At 67.6% G+C, this 21,707-nt stretch carries 15 protein-coding genes and 1 riboswitch; of the genes, 9 read left to right on the top strand and 6 right to left on the bottom strand.

Going from position 1 to position 21,707, the window contains the following annotated elements; genetic code table 11:
- Nucleotides 1–143: 143 nt before the first annotated feature.
- Both AC1DCU_RS13380 and AC1DCU_RS13385 read right to left on the bottom strand, forming a co-directional pair.
- Entirely contained in the window at nucleotides 144–3,674 is a 3,531-nt protein-coding gene (locus AC1DCU_RS13380; RefSeq protein ID WP_032976594.1) for a hybrid sensor histidine kinase/response regulator, read from the bottom strand.
- Between the two features lie 96 nt (nucleotides 3,675–3,770).
- On the bottom strand, nucleotides 3,771–7,316 hold the full coding sequence (locus tag AC1DCU_RS13385) for a sensor histidine kinase (protein WP_442251739.1): 3,546 nt from the start codon (nucleotides 7,314–7,316) through the stop codon (nucleotides 3,771–3,773).
- 165 nt (nucleotides 7,317–7,481) lie between these two features.
- Here AC1DCU_RS13385 and AC1DCU_RS13390 point away from each other — a divergent pair, with 165 nt between their 5' ends.
- Genes AC1DCU_RS13390 through AC1DCU_RS13400 form a run of 3 tightly spaced genes read left to right on the top strand, consistent with a single transcriptional unit; the run spans nucleotide 7,482 to nucleotide 9,271 of the window.
- On the top strand, nucleotides 7,482–8,126 hold the full coding sequence (locus tag AC1DCU_RS13390) for a YceI family protein (RefSeq protein WP_032976592.1): 645 nt from the start codon (nucleotides 7,482–7,484) through the stop codon (nucleotides 8,124–8,126).
- On the top strand, nucleotides 8,123–8,695 hold the full coding sequence (locus AC1DCU_RS13395) for a cytochrome b (protein ID WP_032976591.1): 573 nt from the start codon (nucleotides 8,123–8,125) through the stop codon (nucleotides 8,693–8,695). The genes AC1DCU_RS13390 and AC1DCU_RS13395 overlap by 4 nt, the downstream gene beginning before the upstream one ends.
- A gap of 3 nt (nucleotides 8,696–8,698) precedes the next feature.
- Nucleotides 8,699–9,271: a YceI family protein gene (locus AC1DCU_RS13400; protein WP_025877832.1), complete on the top strand. Its 573-nt coding sequence runs from the start codon at nucleotides 8,699–8,701 to the stop codon at nucleotides 9,269–9,271.
- A gap of 85 nt (nucleotides 9,272–9,356) precedes the next feature.
- On the opposite strand, the gene AC1DCU_RS13405 is transcribed toward AC1DCU_RS13400, so the two are convergent.
- The gene (locus tag AC1DCU_RS13405) at nucleotides 9,357–9,587 is read right to left on the bottom strand and encodes a glutaredoxin family protein (protein ID WP_025877830.1); all 231 of its coding nucleotides are present in this window, start codon (nucleotides 9,585–9,587) and stop codon (nucleotides 9,357–9,359) included.
- Nucleotides 9,588–9,688: 101 nt separating this feature from the next.
- Here AC1DCU_RS13405 and AC1DCU_RS13410 point away from each other — a divergent pair, with 101 nt between their 5' ends.
- Together AC1DCU_RS13410 and AC1DCU_RS13415 are read left to right on the top strand one after the other, a co-directional pair.
- The gene (locus tag AC1DCU_RS13410; RefSeq protein WP_025877828.1) at nucleotides 9,689–11,071 is read left to right on the top strand and encodes an L-serine ammonia-lyase; all 1,383 of its coding nucleotides are present in this window, start codon (nucleotides 9,689–9,691) and stop codon (nucleotides 11,069–11,071) included.
- Between the two features lie 138 nt (nucleotides 11,072–11,209).
- Entirely contained in the window at nucleotides 11,210–12,205 is a 996-nt protein-coding gene (locus AC1DCU_RS13415; RefSeq protein ID WP_032976590.1) for an alpha/beta fold hydrolase, read from the top strand.
- A gap of 90 nt (nucleotides 12,206–12,295) precedes the next feature.
- Here AC1DCU_RS13415 and AC1DCU_RS13420 read toward each other — a convergent pair whose 3' ends face one another.
- From AC1DCU_RS13420 to metX, 3 genes are read right to left on the bottom strand one after another with little or no spacing between them, the layout of a single operon-like run.
- Nucleotides 12,296–13,363: a homoserine dehydrogenase family protein gene (locus AC1DCU_RS13420; RefSeq protein ID WP_442251738.1), complete on the bottom strand. Its 1,068-nt coding sequence runs from the start codon at nucleotides 13,361–13,363 to the stop codon at nucleotides 12,296–12,298.
- On the bottom strand, nucleotides 13,360–14,595 hold the full coding sequence (locus AC1DCU_RS13425) for an O-succinylhomoserine (thiol)-lyase (protein ID WP_025877824.1): 1,236 nt from the start codon (nucleotides 14,593–14,595) through the stop codon (nucleotides 13,360–13,362). Before AC1DCU_RS13425 ends, AC1DCU_RS13420 begins: the two co-directional genes overlap by 4 nt.
- Nucleotides 14,592–15,623, bottom strand: coding sequence for a homoserine O-succinyltransferase MetX (gene metX / locus AC1DCU_RS13430; RefSeq protein ID WP_025877822.1), 1,032 nt, complete (start codon nucleotides 15,621–15,623; stop codon nucleotides 14,592–14,594). Before metX ends, AC1DCU_RS13425 begins: the two co-directional genes overlap by 4 nt.
- Nucleotides 15,624–15,699: 76 nt before the next feature.
- Nucleotides 15,700–15,818: riboswitch (SAM riboswitch) on the bottom strand.
- Between the two features lie 137 nt (nucleotides 15,819–15,955).
- Between metX and AC1DCU_RS13435 the strand changes: the two genes are divergently transcribed.
- The 4 genes from AC1DCU_RS13435 (at nucleotide 15,956) to AC1DCU_RS13450 (ending at nucleotide 21,341) form a co-directional block, all read left to right on the top strand.
- A complete protein-coding gene (locus AC1DCU_RS13435; protein ID WP_442251737.1) occupies nucleotides 15,956–16,840 on the top strand; it encodes a M23 family metallopeptidase in 885 nt (294 codons plus the stop codon).
- A 74-nt stretch (nucleotides 16,841–16,914) separates the two neighbouring features.
- Nucleotides 16,915–18,519: a peptide chain release factor 3 gene (locus AC1DCU_RS13440; RefSeq protein WP_025877820.1), complete on the top strand. Its 1,605-nt coding sequence runs from the start codon at nucleotides 16,915–16,917 to the stop codon at nucleotides 18,517–18,519.
- A 96-nt stretch (nucleotides 18,520–18,615) separates the two neighbouring features.
- Complete coding sequence (trhA, locus tag AC1DCU_RS13445; RefSeq protein ID WP_025877819.1) at nucleotides 18,616–19,254, top strand: PAQR family membrane homeostasis protein TrhA; 639 nt, start codon at nucleotides 18,616–18,618, stop codon at nucleotides 19,252–19,254.
- 113 nt (nucleotides 19,255–19,367) lie between these two features.
- Complete coding sequence (locus AC1DCU_RS13450) at nucleotides 19,368–21,341, top strand: AsmA family protein (RefSeq protein ID WP_032976585.1); 1,974 nt, start codon at nucleotides 19,368–19,370, stop codon at nucleotides 21,339–21,341.
- The last annotated feature ends 366 nt before the right edge of the window (nucleotides 21,342–21,707 follow it).

The raw sequence follows: 21,707 nt of genomic DNA on the forward strand, positions 1-21,707 counted from the left end.
GCTTACATGGGCGTACTTGCAGCGTCCCCCGCCACCGGACCCACCCCGCCATCCCACGGAATGCCAGCTTTTGCTTTTGCTTTTGCTTTTGCTTTTGCTTTGCCGTTGATTCGGCGGGTGCAGGGCGCAGCCCTGCCTAACCCCTACCGCCCCAGCACGCGGGCGATCGCTTCCACCAGCAGCTCACCGGTCACCGGCTTGCGCAGGAAACCACCGATGCCGGCCGCTTCCACCTGCTGCTGCAGGTCCGGGTCGGTGCGTGCGGTCACCGCCAGCAGCGGCAACGTGTAACCTTGGTTGCGCAGATGCTGGGCCAGTTCGAAACCGCTCAGGCCCGGCAGATCCAGATCGAGCAGGCCGACATCGAAATCACCCGCGCTGATTTCACGCAGCGCGGCCAGTGCGTGGGCCGCGTGAACCACCTCATGGCCACGGGTGGTCAGCAGCCCACACATCACATCGGCCACGGTCGCATCGTCCTCCACCAGCAACACCCGCAGCGGCGGCATGTTGACCGCAGCAGCGGCGGCGTCACTGTCGGCACCTCCGTCGCTGGCCGCCCCCTGCTGCAGCGGCAACGGCAGGCTGACACCGAAGCAGGTACCGCTGCCCAGCTGGCTTTCCACCCGGATCCGGCCCTGCATGGCCAGTGCCAGCTCGCGGCAGATCGCCAGGCCCAGGCCGCTGCCGCCGTACTGCGCTGCGGTGCGCGCACCGTCGGCCTGCTCGAAGCGCCGGAACAACCGTTGCTGCTGCTCCTGGCTGATGCCCGGACCAGTATCACGCACCTCGAAATACAGCCCACGCGGCCCTTCCTCGCAACGCGCATGCAGCGTGATGCTGCCGCGGCTGGTGAACTTGACCGCGTTGGACAGCAGGTTGAGCAGGATCTGCCGCACCCGCATCGCATCGCCGGTCGCCTGCAGCCCCGCCGGCAACTGGTTGTCGAGGATGAACCGCAGGCCCTTCTGTGCAGCCAGTGGCCCCATCAGCGCGGCCAGGTCCTGCAGCAGGCGATTGAGACCGAACGCGTTGGACTGCAGTTCCAGGCGCCCCGATTCGATCCGCGCCAGGTCCAGCGCATCGTTGACCAGGTGCAGCAGATGCTCGCCCGCATGCCGGATCGACTGGGTATAGCCGCGTTGCTGCGGATCCAGCGGCGAGGCCAGCAGCAGTTCACTCATGCCCAGCACCCCGGTCATCGGCGTGCGGATTTCATGGCCGAGATTGGCAAGGAAGCGCGTCTTGGCCGCCGATGCGTGCTCGGCCAGATCCTGCTTGTGCAGGGCGAGCTGGTAGGCGTGCTGGCGCTGCAGCCGGCGCCGGTACAACCAGGCGAACCAGCTGGTCAGCAGCAACCCGATCGAGGCCAGCACCAGCAGGCCGGACAAGCTGCGCCACCACGGCGGCTGCACATGGAATTCCAGGGTCTGCACCCGCGACCACACGTGGTCGGCCGAGCGCGCCTGCACTTCCAGCCGGTAGGCGCCGGGTGGCAGGCGGGAGAACAGGCGCTCGCCTGCCGGGCCCACCTCGACCCAATCCGGGTCGTAGCCGGCCAACCGGTAGCGGTAGGTGTTGGAAGCCGAATCGGCGAAGGACAACAGGCGCGCGACGATACGCAGGTCGCGGTCACCATCGGCGATCTGCAGCGGCGAGTCATGGGTCAGGTCCAGCAACTGCTCGTTGCGGCGCACCTCCACCCGCTCGATCACCAGCGGCGCACGGCGGGTGGAAGGCCGCACCTGCTCGGGATCGAACACCACCACACCGGCGGGGGTACCTGCCACCATGCGCCCCGCCGAGGAGGCGATCAGGGTGTGTTCGCGGAACTCCTGGCTGGGCAGCCCATCGTGCACCCCGTACAGGCGTACGCTCTCGCCATCGGCACTCACCCGCACCAGGCCGCGGGCGCTGGTGGCCCACGCCACGCCCTGCGCGTCGACCACCAGGCCGGTAGCGGAAATCGCCGGATAGCCCTGCTCGGCGCCCACTACCGCCTGCCGTTCCAGCCGGCCCTGGCTCCAGAGATACCGCGACAGGCGACCATCCTCGGACAACCAGACCTGGCCGTCCTTGCCCACATGCAGGGCGTACACCGCAGTGGCCGGCGCACCGGGCACCGGCTGGAAGCGCTGCGCATCCGGTTGCCATTGCAGCAGGCCGCGGCTGCTGGCCAGCCAGATCCGGTCCTGCGGGCCGCATTCCACGTCAAGATTGAGCTGACCGGCCTGCAGACCGTCCTGGCCGTTTTCCAGCCGCCGGCGCACGTGCCCGTCCAGATCACGCTGCTGCAGCCCCGATGACAGCATCAACCACAGGCTGTCGCCATCGCAGGTCATCATCGCCTCGATGTTGCCTTCCATGGTCGCGTCCGCGCCCGAGTCCCGCCCCCAGCGCCGCAGCTCGCCACGACGCGGGTCGTAGCGCATCAGGGCGTCGGTCGAGCCCACCCACACCTGGCCCTGCCGGTCTTCGCGCACCGAGGTCAGCCAGTGCATGCCGTTGACGAAGGTGCGGTGCTGCTCGATCACGCCCGTGCGCGGATTGAAGCGGTCCAGCGCGCCATGGCTGCCGACCGTCCACACCCCGCCATTGCTGGAGGGGCTGGTACCGAGCACATAGGAATTGCGCAGCGAGGACGGATCATCCTCCAGCCGCGAAAACACCGAGAACTGCCACCAGCGCGGAAGCAGGTGCCACAGGCCGGCATTGGTACTGGCCAGCCAGATGCCGCCTTCGCGGTCCTCATAGGCACCGGTCCAGTTCGGCCGCACCAGGCCACGGGCGATGGCGCTGTACAGCGGCACGGTCTGGTAGCGGCCATCGATGCCCCGGCCCAGGCCGCTGCGCGTATCCAGCCAGTGCCCGCCCTGCTCGTCGCGCAGCATCATGCCCAGCACCTGGTCGCCGGCCGGCAATGTCCAGGGAACGGATTCGAAACGGCCATCCGGGCGCCGCACCGTGGCCCCGGCCAGCGTGCTGATCCAGAGGCTGCCGTCGGGTTCTGCGGTCAGTCCATTGATCAGCAGGCTGGGCACCAGGTCGCCGCCGATGCGTTCGAAATCGGTACCGGTCCAGCGCGCCACGCCATGCTTGGTGCCGACCCACAGGCTGCCATCGGCAAGCGTGGCCAGGTAGGGCACCGACGCGGCCGGCAGACTGCGCGGGTTGTTCGCTTCGGGCAGGAACCGCTGCAGACGGTCATTGCTGTCCAGCCGGTACAGGCCGCCCTCGTGGGTGCCGAACCAGATCGCGCCATCCGGTGTCGCAGCCAGGCTCCAGACGGTGTTGCTGCCCATCAGCGGCTGGCTGCTGCGATCGTAGAAGCGCAGCTGGCGGCGATCGGCCGACATCCGCACCAGGCCGGCATTTTCGGTGCCGATCCACAGCTCGTTGCGGGCATCGACCAACACGCTCCAGATGCGGTTGTCGCGCAGGCCGTCTTCGGAACGCCAGATGCGGTAGTTGCGCCCGTCGTACCGGGCCAGGCCATCGTTGGTGGCAATCCACAGGTAGCCGTAGCGGTCCTCGGCCATGCGGTTGACGGTGTTGGACGGCAGCCCATCGAACACGGTGACCTGGCGCGGCGAAGGTGGCACCGGCTGCGCGGCAGCGGGCACCAGGCAGCACAGCAGCAGCATCAGCAGCGTCACTGCCCGCAGATACACCACCGATGGCCTCCTCACGCTGCTGTTGATGATGCCCACGCCGTGGGCGTCGGCATGGTAAACCGAAAGTTGCGCGATTCACGCCGCAGGATGCCGCGCTCAGCTGATGATCTGGCGTTTACTGCGCGCCTGGGCAATCGCCGCCACCAGCAGATCGCCGGTCACCGGCTTGCGCAGGAAACCATCGAATCCGGCCGCAAGCACCTGCGCCTCGGCATAGGCATCCGAGCGCGCGGTAACGGCCACCAACGGCAGTTCGTAGCCCATCGCGCGCAGTTGGCGGGCGATGGCGGTGCCATCGAGTGCCGGCAGGTCGAGGTCGAGCAGGCCGACGTCGAACCCCTCGGTGGATATTTCCGACAGTGCGCCCAGGCCATGCAGCACGTGCACCACCTCATGGCCACGGCTGCGCAGCAGACCGGCGATGACCTCGGCAACGGTGGCATCGTCCTCGACCAGCAGGATGCGCAGTGCAGGCAGCATCGGCGACGCTGCCTCGCCAGGGCTGGAGGCCTGCTGCCGGCTCCACGGCAGCGGCAGCCGCACGGCGAAGCGTGCGCCACGCCCCGGCTGGCTGTCGACATCGATGCGGCCGCCCATCGCCACCGCCAGCTCCTGGCAGATCGCCAGGCCCAGCCCGCTGCCACCATAGCGCGAGGCGGTACGCGGGCCATCGGCCTGTTCGAAGCGGTGGAACAGGCGCTGCTGCTGCTCGGCATTGATGCCCGGCCCGCTGTCGCTGACCTCGAACGTCACCGCGCCGCCGTCGTCGTCCAGGCGCGCCGCCAGGCCAACATGGCCACGCTCGGTGAACTTGATCGCGTTGCCCAGCAGGTTCAGCAGGATCTGGCGGACGCGCATCTCATCGCCACTGACGCAGATCGGGCCTGGCAATGCCGCCCCGCGCTGGAACGCCAGCCTGCGCTGTTGTGCCATCGGCTGCATCAACGCCTGCACCTGGTCCAGCAGTCCGCCCAGGTCGAACGGGCGGATGTCCAGTTCAAGCCGGCCGGCCTCGATCCGGGCCAGGTCCAACGCATCGTTGACCAGGCGCAGCAGATGGCTGCCGGCCTGCTGGATCGAACCGGCATAGCTGCGCTGCACAGGGTCCAGTTCGGTGGACAGCAGCAGTTCGCTCATGCCCAGTACACCGGTCATCGGCGTGCGCACTTCGTGGCCCAGGGTCGCCAGGAAGCGGCTCTTGGCCTGCGATGCCTGCTCGGCGATCTGCTGCTTGTGCACCGTCAACTGCCACTGCTGGCGTCGCCGCAGCCGCCTGCGGATCGACCACAGCAGTGCCAACAGCAACAGCGAGCCCAGCATTGCATAGCCGAAAATCGCCATGCCGCTGCGCCACCAGGGGGGCAGTACCTTGATGTGCAACTGCTGCGAGGGCGTCCACGGACCACTGGCCGTCGCGGCCTGCACCTCGATGGCGTAGGTGCCGGGCGGCAGCCGCGACAACGTGCGTTGGCCGTCCCCGCCCTGTTCCACCCAGTTCTGGTCGTATCCCTGCACGCGGAACCGGTAGCGGTTGCCCTGCGGGTTGGCGTAGGACAGCAGGCGTGCATCGATCTGCAGGTCACGGTCGTCGGGCCCCAGCAACAGCAGGCCGGAGGTCGGCAAGGGCTGCCAGCCGCGCGCATCATCGCGACGGACGCGAACCTGCGCGATCACCAGCTGCGAGGGTGGCAGCTCGGCGTCGGCAGCATTCGGATCGAAGCCCACCATGCCGGTCTGGGTAACGGCCAGCACCCGGCCATCGGCATCGATTGCCGGTGGGCGTCCGGTGAACTCGGCATCAAGCAGGCCGTCGCGTTCATTGAAGATCTGCAGGCGACGCTGTTTCGGATCCCAGCGCAGCAGGCCGCGGGGCGTCGTCGCCCACAACTGGCCGTTCCGGGCCAGGGCCAGCCCACCCATGCTGACCGGCGGCACGCCGGCACTGGCATCGACACGCTGGATCAGGCGCAGGCTCAGGCCATCCCACTGGTAGCGCTCGAATGCGCCCTGGCGTGCGATCCACAACTGCCGGGGATCGATCCATACCAGATCGTAGATGGGCCCCCTGGAAACGCCGGGCACCGCTTCGAAGCGGTCTCCCTGCTCGCGCCAGATGCCCATTTCCCCGACCACCCAGGCGTGCCCGCCGGCATCGAAGCGGATCTGCTCGACCGGCGCGTCGGTGCTGCCTCGCAGCGTAGCGCCGTCGAAACTGCGCAGCAGGCGGCCGTCGGCACTGCGCTGTTGCAGGCCCAGGTTCATCACCGATACCCAGACCGTGCCATCGGGGGCCTGCCGCATCAGATCGATCCGCTGCCGAAGGTCGGCGCCACCGCCAATACGCCAGTCGCGCAGCACACCGGTGGCGGGGTCGTAGACGCTGATGCGCCCCGCGCGGCCGAGCCACAGCCTGCCGTCGGGACGTGGCAGCACCGACCACACCGCGCCGCTGCCCAGTTCGCGGTCGCTGACCAGCAGGCTCAACGTCCCCTGTGCATCGATCTGGTAGACGCCATGCGCAGAGCCGACGTAGTAGCTGCGGCCGTCGCTGGCAGCACTCAACAGGTACTGGCTGTCCAGCGGCTTGCCATCGAACTGGTACCAGGTTGAAAAGCGTCGCCAGTCGGGCGGCAGGTAAGCCAGGCCCTGGGTCAGCAGTGCGACCCACAGCCCTCCCTCATGGTCCTGCATCAGGTCGAGCACGCCACTGTGGCCGGTCAGGAAACCACTGCCACGGTCGCCTTCCAGCCTGCGCAGCACCTGGCCGTCACCACGCAGCAGGCCATCGGAAGTTCCCGCCCAGTAGCCTCCGTGGCTGTCGGCCAGGACCAGTGCCGAGCGCAGGCGGGCACTGTCGGCCCAGGCCGGTCGCGTCACCCGATCCTGCGCATCGATGCGGTACAGGCCGTCGTTCTGCGTACCGACCCAGATCGCGCCATCGGCATCGCGGCTCAGCCGCAGCACGCTCACCGCCGCCAGTTCGCGCGGCGCCACGGCTTCGAAGGCGTGGCCGTTCCAGCGCGCCACACCGGCTTCGGTGCCCACCCACAGCCGTCCCTGCGCATCCACCAGACTGCTGAAGACGGTGTCACTCGGCAGACCGCCGGGCTGCGCCCGATCATGCTGGAAATGGCGCAGCGAGCCATCTTCGCCGACCCGGCAGACCCCATGGCTGCTGCTGCCGACCCATAGCGCATCCTCGGCGTAGGCCAGTGTCCAGAACTGTCCCTGGCACCCTTCAGTGACGGAATCGAAGGTCTTGAAACGTTCGCGGTCGGCATCCAGCCGGGCCAGCCCCTTGCCGTTGATGCCCACCCATACCCGGTCGAGCGGGTCGACCAGCAGGGTTTCGATCTCGTTGCCGGGCAGCGAATCCGGTTGTGCCGGGTCGTGCTGCCAGACCCGCAGCTCACCGCCGTCATAGCGGGCCAGGCCGCCGTCGGTGGCGGCCCACACGCGGCCCTGTCGGTCTTCGGCCAGCGCCACCACCATGCGCGAGGGCAATCCCTCGGCCGCGCCGAAACGGCGCAGGCGCGGTGTTTCACCGGCCATGTCCAAGGTCGCCGCTGCAGCCGAAAGCGCCAACAGCACCAGACCTGCTCCTGCAATGCCTTGGCACCACCGGCGCCAGCCGCTCTTCATCCTGAACCCCCTGTCCTGTGCCGATTGTCACACAGGGCTGCAGCCATCGCTGCAACAGCCTGTTTCCGGCCACATCGGCACCACGAACTGTTGCAGCCGTGCACACAGCGTTGCGCGGGGGCTATGGGTATGATCAAACGGTCTTTTTCCCGGAGCCCCCCGCCGATGCGCCACTGCCTGGCCCTGCTGCCGATGCTGCTTGCCGTGGCCCCCGCCTGGGCAGGCAACGAGGCCTACCGCATCGATCCGGTGCACACCCGTGTGCTGTTTGCGATCGACCATGCCGGCTACTCGCAGGCGCTGGGTACGATCTCCGGAAGCCAGGGCCAGTTGCAGTTCGATAGCGACAACTGGCGCGATGCGACACTGGACGTCGAGATTCCGGTGTCGCGATTGGACCTTGGTGATGCCAAGTGGAACCAGGCAACCCTGGCGCGCAGCCTGCTCGATGGCGAACGCTTCCCCACCGCCCGCTTCGTCTCCCACCATGTCGAACCGATCGATGCCCGCCATGCGCGCGTACTGGGCACCCTGACCCTGCGCGGGGTCAGCCAGGAAGTCGCGCTGGAGGTGACATTGAACCAGGTCAAACGCTATCCGCTGCCGCCGTTCCGGCGTACTGCAGGGTTCTCCGCCACCACCACGCTGAGCCGGCGTGCCTTCGGCATCACCGCATGGCCGGGCGTGATCGGTGATGCGGTGCAGGTGCGTATCGAGGCTGAAGCCACGCTCGACCGCAGCGATTCTCCGGGAACTCCCCCGCCCCAACCCCACTCCGACAGCCAGACGGCCACCAAGGACCCTTCATGACCGCCAAGAACACCCCTGCCGCCTGGGGGAGTGTCAGCCAGACCCTGCACTGGCTGATCGCACTGCTGATTCTCGCCCTGGGCATCGTCGGCCTGACCATGGGCGAGCTGCCGAAGACGCCAAAGTATTTCTGGGTCTATACCGCGCACAAGTCGATCGGCATCACCGTGCTGGCACTGGTGGTGCTGCGCCTGGGCTGGCGCCTGTATGCCGGTGCCCCCAAGCCGGTACCCGGCGTGCCGGGCTGGCAGGAGCGCATCGCCAGCGCCACCCATGTGCTGCTGTATGTGCTGATGTTCGCCATCCCGTTGTCGGGCTGGCTGTACGACTCGGCCAGCGGCCTGCGTCCGTTCCGCTGGTTCGGTCTGGTCGATGTGCCCAAGCTGAGCGGACCGGATCCGCAGATCGTGGCGGCATCCCATGCCCTGCACGAATACGGCTTCTGGCTGTTGATCGCGGTGGTGCTGGCCCATGCCGGTGCCGCCTTCTACCACCACCTGTTCCAGCGCGATGCCACCCTGTCCCGGATGTTGCCGCGTGGCTGGCTCGCCTCTCCCCAGAAGGACTGACCGATGAACCTGAAACTGACCACTCCGGCCGCCGTGGCCGCCGCCCTTGCCGGCATGCTGGCCACCGCACCGGTGCTCGCCGCCGATTACGCCCAGGCGCCGGGTGCCGGTTCGTTCCTGGCCTTTGCCACCAAGTACGACGGTGAAGTGTTCACCGGCAGCTTCCCGGGCTTTGCCACCAAGCTCAGCTTCGACCCGGCCAATCCGTCCGCAGGTTCGCTGGACGTGGTGATTCCGCTGGCCGGCGCCAAGAGCGGCAACAGCGACCGCGACTCCACCCTGCAGGGCGCGGATTTCTTCAACGTCGGCAAGTTCGCTACCGCACGCTACACCGCCAAGGGCTTCCGCGCGCTCGGCAACGACCAGTTCGCCGCCGACGGCACGCTGGAACTGCGCGGCGTGAGCAAGCCGGTCACCTTCACTTTCACCTGGAAGCCCGGCGCGCAGCCGGTGCTGACCGGCAAGGCCACGGTCAAGCGCCTGGACTTCGGTGTCGGTGGCGGCGACTGGGCTGATACCAAGACCATCCCGGACGAAACCGCGATCAGCACGATCGTGAAGTTCGACGCGAAATAAGACGCCTTCGTTCTGGTAGCGCCGGGCCATGCCCGGCGGCTTCCACCGCTGGCCGCGCTTCGCGCTCGCCAGGCATGGCCCGGCGTTACCTGCCTGCCAACAGCCAGGCCTGCACCGTGGCCGCATCGAACGGCCAGTCCAGCTCCCGCCCACCGCGCTCATCGCGCAGCACCGGCACCCGCGCCCCATAGCGCGCCTCCAGCGCCGGCTGGTCATCGAGGAACACCGATTCGAACTCGGGCGCCCGCGCCCTGGCCAGTTCGGCCAGGGCCATGTCACACAGATGGCAGTCGTCACGCTGGAACAGGGTCAACACCGGGGTTTGCTCCCTTGGCGGAAATGCTGCGCCGCAGTCATGGAAGTGCGGCGTGAACCGCTAGAATAGCGGTCTCTCCCGGTACCCGCAGTACGGCAACCATGGCTGTCAGCACGTTCGACGTTTTCAAGATCGGCATTGGCCCGAGCTCCTCGCACACCGTCGGGCCGATGAGGGCCGCCGAGCGCTTCATCCATCGGTGGCTGCTCGACCCGGGCAAGCTTGCGCAGGTCGCACGCATCCGTGCCGACGTGTACGGCTCGCTGGCACTGACCGGTCGCGGCCACGGCACCGACAAGGCGATCCTGCTCGGCCTGGAAGGGCAGCGTCCGAACCTGATCGACCCGGACATCATTCCGTCCACGCTGGAGCGCATCCGCAGCAGCAAGCGGATCATGCTGATGGGCCAGCACGAGATCGCCTTCGACGAAAAGCGCGACCTCGGCCTGAACAAGCGGCAGAAGCTGCCCTACCACACCAACGGCATGCGCTTCACCGCGTACAACGCCGATGACGAAGTGCTGGCCACCCGCGATTACTACTCGGTCGGTGGTGGCTTCGTGGTCAACCAGGACGATGCTGCCGATGATCGTATCGTGCCTGACGAAACGCCGCTGCCCTACCCGTTCAAGAGCGGCGACGAGCTGCTGGCGCAGACCGCGCGCAGTGGCCTGAGCATCGCCCAGTTGATGTTCGAGAACGAGAAATGCTGGCGCAGCGAGGACGAGATCCGCGACAACCTGCGCGAGATCTGGAGCGCAATGCAGGCCTGCGTGGCGCGCGGCATCCGCGAGGAAGGCGTGCTGCCGGGTGGCCTGAAAGTGGGCCGCCGCGCGCCGGCGCTGTACCGCGAGCTGTCGTCGAAGCCGGAAGCGGCGATGCGGGACCCGCTGACCACGCTGGACTGGGTCAACCTGTACGCACTGGCCGTGAACGAAGAGAACGCTGCCGGTGGCCGCGTGGTCACCGCACCCACCAACGGCGCGGCGGGTGTACTGCCGGCGGTGCTGCACTACTTCGACCGCTTCTGCCCGGGCGCGAACGAACAGCGGGTGTTCGACTTCCTGCTGACCTCGGCGGCGATCGGCATCCTGTACAAGGAAAACGCCTCGATCTCCGGCGCCGAAGTGGGTTGCCAGGGCGAGGTCGGCGTAGCCTGTTCGATGGCCGCCGGTGGCCTGGTCGCGGCGCTGGGCGGCAACCCGAGCCAGATCGAGAACGCGGCGGAAATCGGCATGGAGCACAACCTGGGCCTGACCTGCGATCCGATCGGTGGCCTGGTGCAGATCCCGTGCATCGAGCGCAACGCGATGGGTGCGGTGAAGGCGATCAACGCCTCGCGCATGGCCATGCGCGGCGACGGCAAGCACAAGGTGTCGCTGGACAAGGTCATCAAGACCATGCGCGATACCGGCCGCGACATGCAGGACAAGTACAAGGAAACCAGCCGCGGCGGCCTGGCGGTGAACGTCATCGAGTGCTGATGGTCTGCAGGGCCGGGCATGGCCTGGCTCTACTGCAGGGCCGGGCATCGACCCGGCTCTGCAGTGCCGTTCTCGACCGGACAACACCGTCACCGTTTTCCGGTTAGGCTCGGGCATCCCCCTGCCCCGGAATGTCCCATGCGCGTGATCGCCACCGCCCTGCTTGCCTGCCTTCCGCTGTCCGCTCTCGCTGCGCCAACCTACGGGCCGCGGCTGGAGGGCTTCGACTACGGCTATCCAGTGAAGACCTTTGCACTGGAATCGCAGCGCCAGGCCTTGGAGATGGCCTATCTGGATGTTGCGCCGAAGAAGAAGCCGATCGGCGTGGTGGTGCTGCTGCATGGCAAGAACTTCTGCGCGGCAACCTGGAAGGAGACGATCAAGCCGCTGGTGGCGGCAGGCTACCGGGTGATCGCGCCGGACCAGGTGGGTTTCTGCAAATCCAGCAAGCCCGAGCGCTACCAGTATTCGTTCGGGCAGCTGGCCGACAATACCCATGCGCTGCTGCAGCAGCTGCAGCTGGGTGATGTACCGGTGCACGTGGTCGGCCATTCGATGGGCGGCATGCTGGCCATCCGTTATGCGCTGATGTATCCGCAGGATATGCGCAGTCTTTCGCTGGTCAATCCGATCGGGCTGGAAGACTGGAAGGCGCAGGGCGTGCCCTGGCGCAGCGTGGACGCGTGGTATGCCGGCGAAATGAACATCAGCTATGACAGCATCCGCCGCTACCAGCTGGATGTGTACTACGACGGCAAGTGGAAGCCGGCGTATGAACCGTGGGCGCGCATGCAGTCGGGCATGTACGAAGGCGCAGGCAAGCAGCAGGTGGCCTGGAGCCAGGCACTGACCTCGGACATGGTGTTCAACCAGCCCGTCGTCTACGAACTGAAGAACCTGCAGGTGCCGACCACCTTGTTCATCGGCCAGAAGGACCGCACGGCGATCGGCCGTGACCAGGCATCGCCCGAACTGAAGGCGACGCTGGGCAACTACCCGGCACTGGGCAAAGCGGCAGCGGCGGCGATACCCGGCTCGACCCTGGTCGAGTTCGCGGCACTGGGCCATTCGCCGCAGGTGCAGGACCCGAAGCAGTTCAATGCCGCATTGTTGAAGGCACTCAAAGCGCGTTGAAGTTCCATAACCGCCGGGCATGGCCCGGCGCTACGAGGATCGGCGTGGGTAGCGCCGGGCCACGCCCGGCGAGCGCAGCGGCGGCCGGGCTCACCCCACGATCCGCAGCACGTCATCCAGCAGCGCCGCTGCGGTCACTTCCGCACCCGCGCCCGGCCCCTGGATCAACAGCGGCTGCGCGCGATAGCGATCGCTGTGGATGGCCACGCGGTTGTCGGTGCCCGCGCCCTGCGCCAGCGGATGGTCGGCAGCCAGCTCACGCAGGCCCACCTGCGCACCCTCGCCATCGACGCGCCCGACAAAACGCAGCACCCGGCCGTTGTCGCACGCCCGCTGCCAACGTGCCTGCAGCGGTGCATCCAGCTGCTCCAGCGCATTCACTGCATCTTCCAGCGGCAGCGCAGCCAGCGCATCCGGCACCAGTGAGTCGACCTGCACCTGCGACGCGTCCAGCGCCAATCCGCTGCTGCGGGCCAGGATCAACAGCTTGCGGCGCACATCCTCGCCGGAAAGATCCAGCCGCGGGTCCGGCTCGGTGTAGCCGGCCGCCAGCGCTTCACGCACCGCCGCCGAGAACGGCGACTGGCCGTCATAACGATTGAACAGCCACGCCAGCGAACCGGAAAGCACGCCCTCGATGGCATGGATGTGGTCGCCACCGGCAACCAGCGCGCGCAGGCTGCTGAGCAACGGCAGGCCGGCGCCGACGGTGGCGCTGTCGCCGTAACGCGCACCACTGTCGGCGCAACGATCGGCGATGGCCTGCGCGCGCGACAGCTGCGCACCGCGGCCAAGCTTGTTGGCGGTCACCACGTGCACACCGCGCGCCAACCACTGAACGTGGCGCGCCGCTACATCTTCGCTGGCGGTGGCATCGACCACCACGTCGCCACGCTCCAGCCCTTCAGCGCTGGCCCACGGCGGCGAACTCTGCCCATCGCGCGGCGCACGCCGTGCCAGTTCCAGCGGCAACGCCAGATCGCGGTCGATCGCCAGCGCGGTGCGTGAATTGGCCAGCCACTGCACGCTGGGCAGTTCCAGCCCACGCGCCTGCAACGCCTGGTAGCGCTGCACGAAGGCCGAACCGACGGTGCCGGTTCCGAGCAGCGCCAGGCGGCCGGTCCCCAGCAGCGGAATCTCGACAGGCAAAGCGCTCATGCGTCTGCCACCTGTTTGCCGCGCGCCACCGCATCGATCACCGCCTCGGCGCGCGCCAGAGCGCTGCCCAGATCGGCCAGCAGGTCGCGCTCGCCCTCGATACCGACCGACAGACGCAGCAGGCCTTCACTGATGCCCGCAGCCGCGCGTGCTTCGGCAGTCATTGCCGCGTGGGTCATGGTCGCCGGGTGTGCGATCAGGCTTTCCACGCCTCCCAGCGACTCGGCCAGCGTGAAGTAACGCAGGCCATCGACGAACGCGCGTACAGCAGCATGCGGATCATCGCCGGCACAGCTGGCCAGTTCGAAGGACAGCATCGCGCCGAAACCACTCTGCTGACGCGCGGCAACGGCGTGGCCCGGATGATCGGCCAGGCCCGGGTAGTAGACCTTGGCCACCGCAGGATGCGCATCAAGCAGCGCCACGATCGCGGCGGTGTTTTCCTGGTGCGCGCGCAGGCGTGCATCCAGCGTACGCAGGCCGCGCAGGGTCAGGAACGCATCGAACGGCGAGCCGGTAAGGCCCAGGGCATTGCCCCACCACACCAGCTGTTCATGCACGGCGGGATCGCGGGCAATCACCGCACCACCGACCACGTCGCTGTGGCCGTTGATGTACTTGGTGGTGGAGTGCAGCACCAGGTCCGCGCCGAACGACAGCGGTTGCTGCAATGCCGGCGACAGGAACGTGTTGTCGACCACCACCAGCGCACCGGCTTTGTGCGCCGCGTCGATCACGAAGCGCAGGTCGGTGATGCGCAGCAGCGGGTTGGACGGGGTTTCCACCAGCACCAGCTTCGGCTGCGTGGCCAGGGCCTGGGCCAGCGCGCGCGGGTCGGTCAGGTCGGCAGTGACCAGTTCGAAATGGCCTTTCTTCGCCAGCGCGTTGAACAGGCGCCAGCTGCCGCCGTACGCATCGTGTGGCACCACCAGGGTGTCGCCGGGCTGCAGCAGTGCGTTCAGCACCAGGTTGATCGCGCCCATGCCGGTGGCGGTGACCACGCCGCCGGCGCCGCCTTCCAGTTCGGCCAGCGCCTCACCCAGCAGGTCGCGCGTGGGATTGCCACTCCGGGTGTAGTCGTACTGGCGCTTGTTGCCGAAGCCTTCAAAGCTGAAGTTCGACGACAGCACGATCGGCGGCGTGACCGCGCCATGGGCGGTGTCGCGATCGATGCCGGCGCGGACGGCGGCGGTGGTGCGACAACAGGACGGTTCAGCGGCGTGCAGGCTCATGCGGACTCTCCAGAAGTGCGGAAGGCGGTGGCGAGGATCGCGTCGATGCGATCGGTTTCTTTCAGGAAGGCGTCGTGACCGTAGGGCGAGCGCAGCACGCGCAGGCTGCCGCGTGGGCCCAGTCCCTCGACCAGGCCGACCAGGTCGGCAAGCGGAACCAGGCGGTCGCCTTCAACGGCAACCACCACGGTCGGCGGCAGGATCGCGCTCGGGTCCACGCGGTGCAGGTCGATCGACTCGGACAGGCGCAGGTAGGCATTGACCGGCGTGCGCGCGACGTACTGCGCACCAGCCGCGTCGAGATAGTCTTCGGCCGCGACACGGACGCGGCCATTGACCACCTCCGGTGCTGCATCGAAGCGTTCGCCGAATTCTTCCGGTGTGCGGTAGCTGAGCATGGCGAACTGGCGGGCCAGCGCCAGGCCGTGGTCTTCGCCACACTGCAGCTGGCCCAGCGCCACGGCACGGCGCTGCAGCGCACGCCAGGCGGCGGCATACGGGTGCGGGCGGTGCGCACCGCTGGCCAGCACCAGCTGGCGTACCCGGGCACGGTGGCGGATCGCGAACTGCTGGCCGACCAGCGCGCCGTAGGAATAGCCGACGAATGCCTTCAATGCGCGGATGCCGAGGTGATCCAGCAGCAGCGCCAACGCATCGGCCTGGTCGGCGGTATCGATCGGCACATCCAACGCACCGTCGGCGCCGATGAAATCGAACGCGAGCACACGCAGCTGCTGCGGATCCAGTGCGCGGCCACTGCCGACCAGGCCTTCGGCCCAGCCCTTCTCGCTGAACTGCGCATTGGAGGCTACATGGCGGTGCGCGGAAATGCCGCCGGCCAGCACCACCACCGGTGCGTTGACCGGACCGACCCACTCATAGCGCAGGCGCACCGGGCAGGGGCCGGCATGACGCATCGACAGCACGGCGGCGAACTCGCCGCGCTCGGCGTGCACGCGGTCATCGACCGGCACGCTGACGGGGACAAAGGGTTCGGGGCGAAGCACGGTGCTGGTGGCGAAGCTCATGGCGGGTTCCGGTAGGGAAATCGGCCATCGAGCCTTCGCGGGGCTCGCGTTCGAAGTGCACGTTGGGTGCAGGTTCGAACCATCTTTCGGTGGACGCCACGGTCCCCGCAGGATTTGGCACCTACGCAGGCGCTTTCGCGTCTGCGGGCTGCCCCGGCTTCAAAGGGCCTGTCCCTCTGCCGGTCTCGATGGTGGAGCCACGATGCCAGTCCTTTTCGGGCATGTCAATCCTTTCATGCGGATAAAGAGATGGATGAATGCAAAGCCCCCACCCTTCCCCCGTCCCGACAGCTTGCGTAGAGTCCCGGCGGTCCATGTCGCTGGAGCCTTCGATGCGCCGCCTGCCCCTGCCCTGCCTCCTGCTGCCCCTGTTGGCGAGCGCCCCCGCGAACGCTGCCGACTGGCGCCAGGGCTGGGGACTGGTGCCACAGACGCCGGCCGCGCGCACGGCCGGCGCCACGCCGCAGGCGGCGCCGATGGCCCGCCTGCGCCTGCAGTCGCTGGGCGACCAGTGGCAGGCGCGGATCGACAACCCACTGTCCGGCCCGGTGCAGATCGAGCTGCGCGCCGCCCCCGGCACACAGGTGGAGGGCCTGCCGCTGCAGTCACTGGTGCAGGCCACCGGCAGCCTGGTGGTGGGCCATCTTCCCTCTCCTGCCAACGGCAAGGCACTGGATCTTCGTCTGCAGTCGGTGCCGGGCAATCCGGCCGCGCGCGCCGAAGACGTCGCCTATCGCCTGCCGTTCCAGGCTGCCCAGCTGCGCGTGGACCAGGCGCCGCAGGGCCGGTTCAGCCACGATGACGAGGAGAACCGCGACGCCATCGACTTTGCCCTGCCCGAAGCAACGCAGGTCCTGGCCGCCCGCGAGGGTACGGTGATGCAGGTACAGGACGGTTTCCGCGGCAATGGTCTGGACCGTGAACGCGATGCCGGACGCGCCAACTTCGTTCGTATCCTGCACAGCGACGGCAGCATGGCGATGTACGCCCATCTGCAGGCCGGCGGCATGCGCGTGCGTCCCGGCCAGGCCGTGCAGGCCGGGCAGCCGATCGGCCTGTCCGGCAACAGTGGCTACAGCACCGCACCGCACCTGCACTTCGTGGTGCAGCTCAACCGGGGCATGGGGCTGCGTTCGGTGCCGGTGCGCATCCTCGCCCCGCAGGGCGAATTGCACTTCGCCCGTGAGGGCAGCGGGGACGCCAGCGCCGGGCGCTGACCCGCCGACGCCGGCAGGCCGGTATAATCGGGCGCTTATCTCTTTGAAAAGCGCCCCGTGCGGGCGCCACTGCCATGTCCGAAGTCGCCACCGAAGCGTCGCGTCGCCGCACGTTCGCCATCATTTCCCACCCTGACGCCGGCAAGACCACGCTGACCGAAAAGCTGCTGCTGTTCGGAGGCGCGATCCAGATGGCCGGCTCGGTGAAGGGCCGCAAGGCTGCCCGCCACGCCACCTCGGACTGGATGGCGCTGGAAAAGGAGCGCGGCATCTCCGTCACCTCCTCGGTGATGCAGTTCCCGTACGAAGGCAAGATCATCAACCTGCTCGACACCCCAGGCCACGCCGACTTCGGCGAGGACACCTACCGCGTGCTGACCGCGGTGGACTCGGCGCTGATGGTGATCGACGTGGCCAAGGGCGTGGAAGAGCGCACCATCAAGCTGATGGAAGTGTGCCGCCTGCGCGACACCCCGATCATGACCTTCATCAACAAGCTCGATCGCGAGGGCAAGGAGCCGATCGACCTGCTGGACGAGGTTGAAAGCGTGCTCGGCATCCAGTGCGCACCGGTCACCTGGCCGATCGGCATGGGCCAGCGCCTGAAGGGCGTGGTCCACCTGATCACCGGCGAAGTGCATCTGTACGAGCAGGGCCGCAACTTCACCCGTCAGGATTCGACCATCTTCCCCTCGATCGATTCGCCCGGGCTGGCCGAGAAGATCGGCGAGCGGATGCTGGCCGACCTGCGCGACGAACTGGAACTGGTGCAGGGTGCCAGCCACCCGTTCGACCTGCAGGCCTACCGGGCCGGCAAGCAGACCCCGGTGTTCTTCGGTTCGGGCGTGAACAACTTCGGCGTGCAGCCGCTGCTGGACTTCTTCGTCGAACACGCACCGTCGCCGCAGGCGCGCTCCACCACCGGTCGCGACGTCGCCCCGCAGGAGCCGAAGCTGACCGGCTTCGTGTTCAAGATCCAGGCCAACATGGACCCGCAGCACCGTGACCGCGTGGCGTTCATGCGCGTCTGCTCGGGCCGGTTCACTGCCGGCATGAAGACCCTGCACGTGCGCACCGGCAAGGACATGAAGCTGGCCAATGCGCTGACCTTCATGGCCAGCGACCGTGAAATCGCCGCCGAGGCGTGGCCGGGCGATGTCATCGGCATCCACAACCACGGCACGATTTCCATCGGCGACACCTTCACCGAAGGCGAGGCGATCACCTTCACCGGCATCCCCAACTTCGCCCCGGAACTGTTCCGTCGCGCCCGCCTGCGCGATCCGCTCAAGCTCAAGCAGCTGCAGAAGGGCCTGGCACAGCTGTCCGAGGAAGGCGCGACCCAGTTCTTCCGTCCGCTGACCAGCAATGACCTGATCCTGGGCGCGGTGGGCGTGCTGCAGTTCGATGTGGCCGCTTACCGCCTGAAGGACGAATACGGCGTGGAAGCCACCTTCGAGCAGGTCAGCGTGACCACGGCGCGCTGGGTCCACTGCAGCAACGAGAAGAAGCTGGAGGAGTTCCGCGAGAAGAACGCGCTGAACCTGGCCCTCGACGCGGCCGGCCACCTGGTCTACCTGGCGCCGACCCGGGTCAACCTGCAGCTGGCGCAGGAACGTGCGCCGGACGTGCGTTTCTCGGCAACCCGTGAAGCCGCGCATACGGTCACCGGCAACTGATTCCAGCGACCATACGGTGGCGGGGGTGCACGCGCCCGCCATCGCGGCGATGATAGGGGGGTGCAGGTCCCCCTCCCTGCAGACGATGCCCATGCCATGTCCACGACTTCCGTTGATTCGATCCGCGAAGAAATTGCCAGCGCCCTGACCCACGGGCTGGGTGCGGTGCTTGCCCTGGCCGCCAGCGCGGTGTTGATCACCCTGGCCGCGATCTACGGCGATGGCTGGCAGCTGGCCAGTGCGATCGTGTTCGGCATCGCCCTGCTGCTGCTGTACACCGCCTCCACGCTGTACCACGCCATCCAGCACCCGCAGGCCAAGGGCCGCCTGAAGGTGTTCGACCATTGCGCGATCTATGTGCTGATCGCCGGTACCTATACCCCGTTCACCCTGATCGGCCTGCGCGGCCCCTGGGGCTGGGGCATGTTCACCGCGATCTGGGCGCTGGCGCTCGGCGGCGTGGTGTTCAAGCTGTTCTACACCGGCCGCTTCAAGCTGCTGTCCACGGTGATCTACATCGCCATGGGCTGGCTGGTGGTGGTGGCGATCAAGCCGATGTGGGCCTCGATCGATGGTGGGACGCTTGCCTGGCTGTTCGGCGGTGGCCTGTCCTATACGCTGGGCACGTACTTCTACCACCGCGAATCCATCCCCTATTCGCATGCGATCTGGCATCTGTTCGTGATCGGTGGCAGCGTCTGCCACTTCGTCGCCGTTACTCGACAGGTGCTGTGACCCCGTATTGAGGGTAACGCCAGGCCCCTGGCCGGCGAGCAGGCACCGGCTCTGCACACGATGCACATGATCGCTTCGCGCCCCGTCCACCCCGACGGGGCAACCATGGCGGTGTGAATGCTGCCTCTGCTCCTGCTGCTCCCAAGGTGCCGCGCTGGCGCCTGCGTCGTCCCGGTCGCCGCGGGCAGCGCTGGCTCGCCGTGCTGGTGTTCCTGTTCGCGGCACTGCTGGTCCTCATCGCCCTGTGGGACTGGAACTGGTTCAAGGGCCCGGTCGAACGTGCGGTACAGGCGCGCACCGGCCGCGCCCTGCACATCGGCAACCTGGATGTCGACCTCGGCCGCACCAGCACCGTGCGCGCCGATACCCTTACCTTTGCCAATGCGCCCTGGGCGAAGCAGCCCACCATGGTCAGCGCCGACCGGGTCGAGATCGACGTACGGGTGTGGCCGCTGCTGCGTGGCAGCGTGCAACTGCCCGAAGTGCGCCTGACCCGCCCGGACGTACTGCTGGAAACCGCCCCGCGCAAAGGTGACCCCGGCAACTGGAACTTCCTCGGCGACAGCAAGGGCGGCACCACGCCGCAGCTCAAGCGCCTGCACATTGACGACGGTCGCCTGCAGTTCCTGGACGCACTCGGCCGCACCGACATCCTGGTGAACGTGCGCAGCGGGCAACCGAAACAGGCCGACGCCGCACCACCGTTGCTGGTGGCCGGCAAGGGCCGCTGGCAGGGCAATCCCTTTACCCTGAGCGGTGGGACCGAATCGCCGCTGGAACTGACTGACAGCGCACACCCCTTCCGCATCCATCTGGATGGCCGCGCCGGAGCCACCCATGCCGTTGCCAGCGGCACCTTGACCAACCCGTTCCAGCTGCAGGTGTTCGACCTGCAGTTCGCGCTGAGCGGTCAAGACCTGGCCGACCTGTATCCATTGCTGGGCATCGCCATTCCGCCTTCCCCGCCCTACGCACTGGATGGCCGCCTGAAGCGCGATCACCAGGTCTGGCGCTACGAGCGCTTCACCGGCAAAGTCGGCGACAGTGACCTGGGCGGCGATGTGCAGTTCGATGTCTCCAGGGAACGCCCACGGATGACCGCGAACCTGGTGTCGCGCCGCCTCGATTTCGATGACCTTGCCGGCTTCGTCGGTGCCCCCCCGAAGACCGGTGGCGGCGAGACCGCCAATGCAGAACAGCGGGCCGAGGCTGCGCGCGTAGCCGCCAGCGCCAAAGTGCTGCCGGCCACGCCGTACAACCTGGGCAAGCTGCGCGCGATGGATGCCGACGTGCGCTGGAAGGCCCAGCGCATCAATGCACCCAAGCTGCCGCTGGACGACATGGATGCACACCTGCTGCTGGACGATGGTGTACTGCGGCTGGACCCGCTGAACTTCGGCGTTGCCGGCGGCGACATCCGCAGCACGATCCGCATGGACGCACGTCGCCCGCAGATTGCAACCTCGTTGAAGGCCAGCGTGCGCGGAGTGCAGCTGGGCCAGTTGTTCCCCGACGCCAAGCTGGCCGAACAGGCCAAGGGGGGTATCAGCGGCGCCATTGACCTGACCGGCAACGGCAACTCGATCGCCGCGATGCTCGGCAGCAGCAGCGGCAACGTGGCGCTGGGCATGGGCCGCGGCCACGTCGGCAACCTGCTGATGGAAGTGGCGGGACTGGACATCACCGAGTCGTTGAAATTCCTGTTCACCGGCGACAAACAGATTCCGCTGCGATGCGCCTTCGCCGACTTCGGCGTGCGCGAGGGCCTGATGCATACCCGGTCGATGGCAGTGGACACCACCGATACGATCATCCTCGGCGAGGGAGATGTCAGCCTGCGCGATGAAACGCTGGACCTGCTGCTGAAGCCACGACCGAAGGACAGGAGCATCCTGGTGCTGCGCTCGCCGCTGCGCATCGGCGGCACCTTCAAGGACCCGTCGTTCCGCCCGGACTTCAAGGCGCTGGGTATCCGGGGTGCGGTCGCGTTGACGCTGGGCAGCATCGCGCCGCCGGCGGCACTGCTGGCCACCATCGAACTGGGTCCGGGCAAGGATGCCGACTGCGGTGGGCATTACGCGAAGTAGAGCGGGCGTTCGGCGCCCTACTGCAAATGGGACGAGGGTGACGGGTGGCCCAGGCAGGACACGCCGTGAACCCCGCTCCGCGGTCCGGCCCAGCCGCTGGCGGCTGTGCGTTCGGGCGCTTGCGAAGCAGTGCTTCGCAAGCAAAGCGCCCTCACCCATGGGGGCTCGATGGCGCCATCCATGGCGCCAACGGTCCTGCCTGGGCCACCCGTCACCCTCCCGAAAGTTTCCTGCGCGCGCGGAACGAGAGCAGAAATTCAAAGTCAAAAGAAGACGTACAGAGCAGAATCAAAAGCAGTGCCAACCAAGGTTGGCATCTACCAACGGCAGACAGTCAGGGTGAAGGCGGCCGCGCTCGCAGGAACG

It is taken from the genome of Stenotrophomonas sp. 10L48 (genome assembly GCF_056395105.1).

Excerpts from the sequence above, each read along its gene's own strand:
- metX (WP_025877822.1), bottom strand. The coding sequence starts at position 15,623 with ATGAGCTTCGCCACCAGCACCGTGCTTCGCCCCGAACCCTTTGTCCCC.
- AC1DCU_RS13390 (WP_032976592.1), top strand. The coding sequence starts at position 7,482 with ATGCGCCACTGCCTGGCCCTGCTGCCGATGCTGCTTGCCGTGGCCCCC.
- AC1DCU_RS13385 (WP_442251739.1), bottom strand. The coding sequence starts at position 7,316 with ATGAAGAGCGGCTGGCGCCGGTGGTGCCAAGGCATTGCAGGAGCAGGT.
- AC1DCU_RS13440 (WP_025877820.1), top strand. The coding sequence starts at position 16,915 with ATGTCCGAAGTCGCCACCGAAGCGTCGCGTCGCCGCACGTTCGCCATC.
- AC1DCU_RS13435 (WP_442251737.1), top strand. The coding sequence starts at position 15,956 with ATGCGCCGCCTGCCCCTGCCCTGCCTCCTGCTGCCCCTGTTGGCGAGC.
- AC1DCU_RS13395 (WP_032976591.1), top strand. The coding sequence starts at position 8,123 with ATGACCGCCAAGAACACCCCTGCCGCCTGGGGGAGTGTCAGCCAGACC.
- AC1DCU_RS13425 (WP_025877824.1), bottom strand. The coding sequence starts at position 14,595 with ATGAGCCTGCACGCCGCTGAACCGTCCTGTTGTCGCACCACCGCCGCC.
- AC1DCU_RS13400 (WP_025877832.1), top strand. The coding sequence starts at position 8,699 with ATGAACCTGAAACTGACCACTCCGGCCGCCGTGGCCGCCGCCCTTGCC.
- trhA (WP_025877819.1), top strand. The coding sequence starts at position 18,616 with ATGTCCACGACTTCCGTTGATTCGATCCGCGAAGAAATTGCCAGCGCC.
- AC1DCU_RS13415 (WP_032976590.1), top strand. The coding sequence starts at position 11,210 with ATGCGCGTGATCGCCACCGCCCTGCTTGCCTGCCTTCCGCTGTCCGCT.
- AC1DCU_RS13420 (WP_442251738.1), bottom strand. The coding sequence starts at position 13,363 with ATGAGCGCTTTGCCTGTCGAGATTCCGCTGCTGGGGACCGGCCGCCTG.
- AC1DCU_RS13410 (WP_025877828.1), top strand. The coding sequence starts at position 9,689 with ATGGCTGTCAGCACGTTCGACGTTTTCAAGATCGGCATTGGCCCGAGC.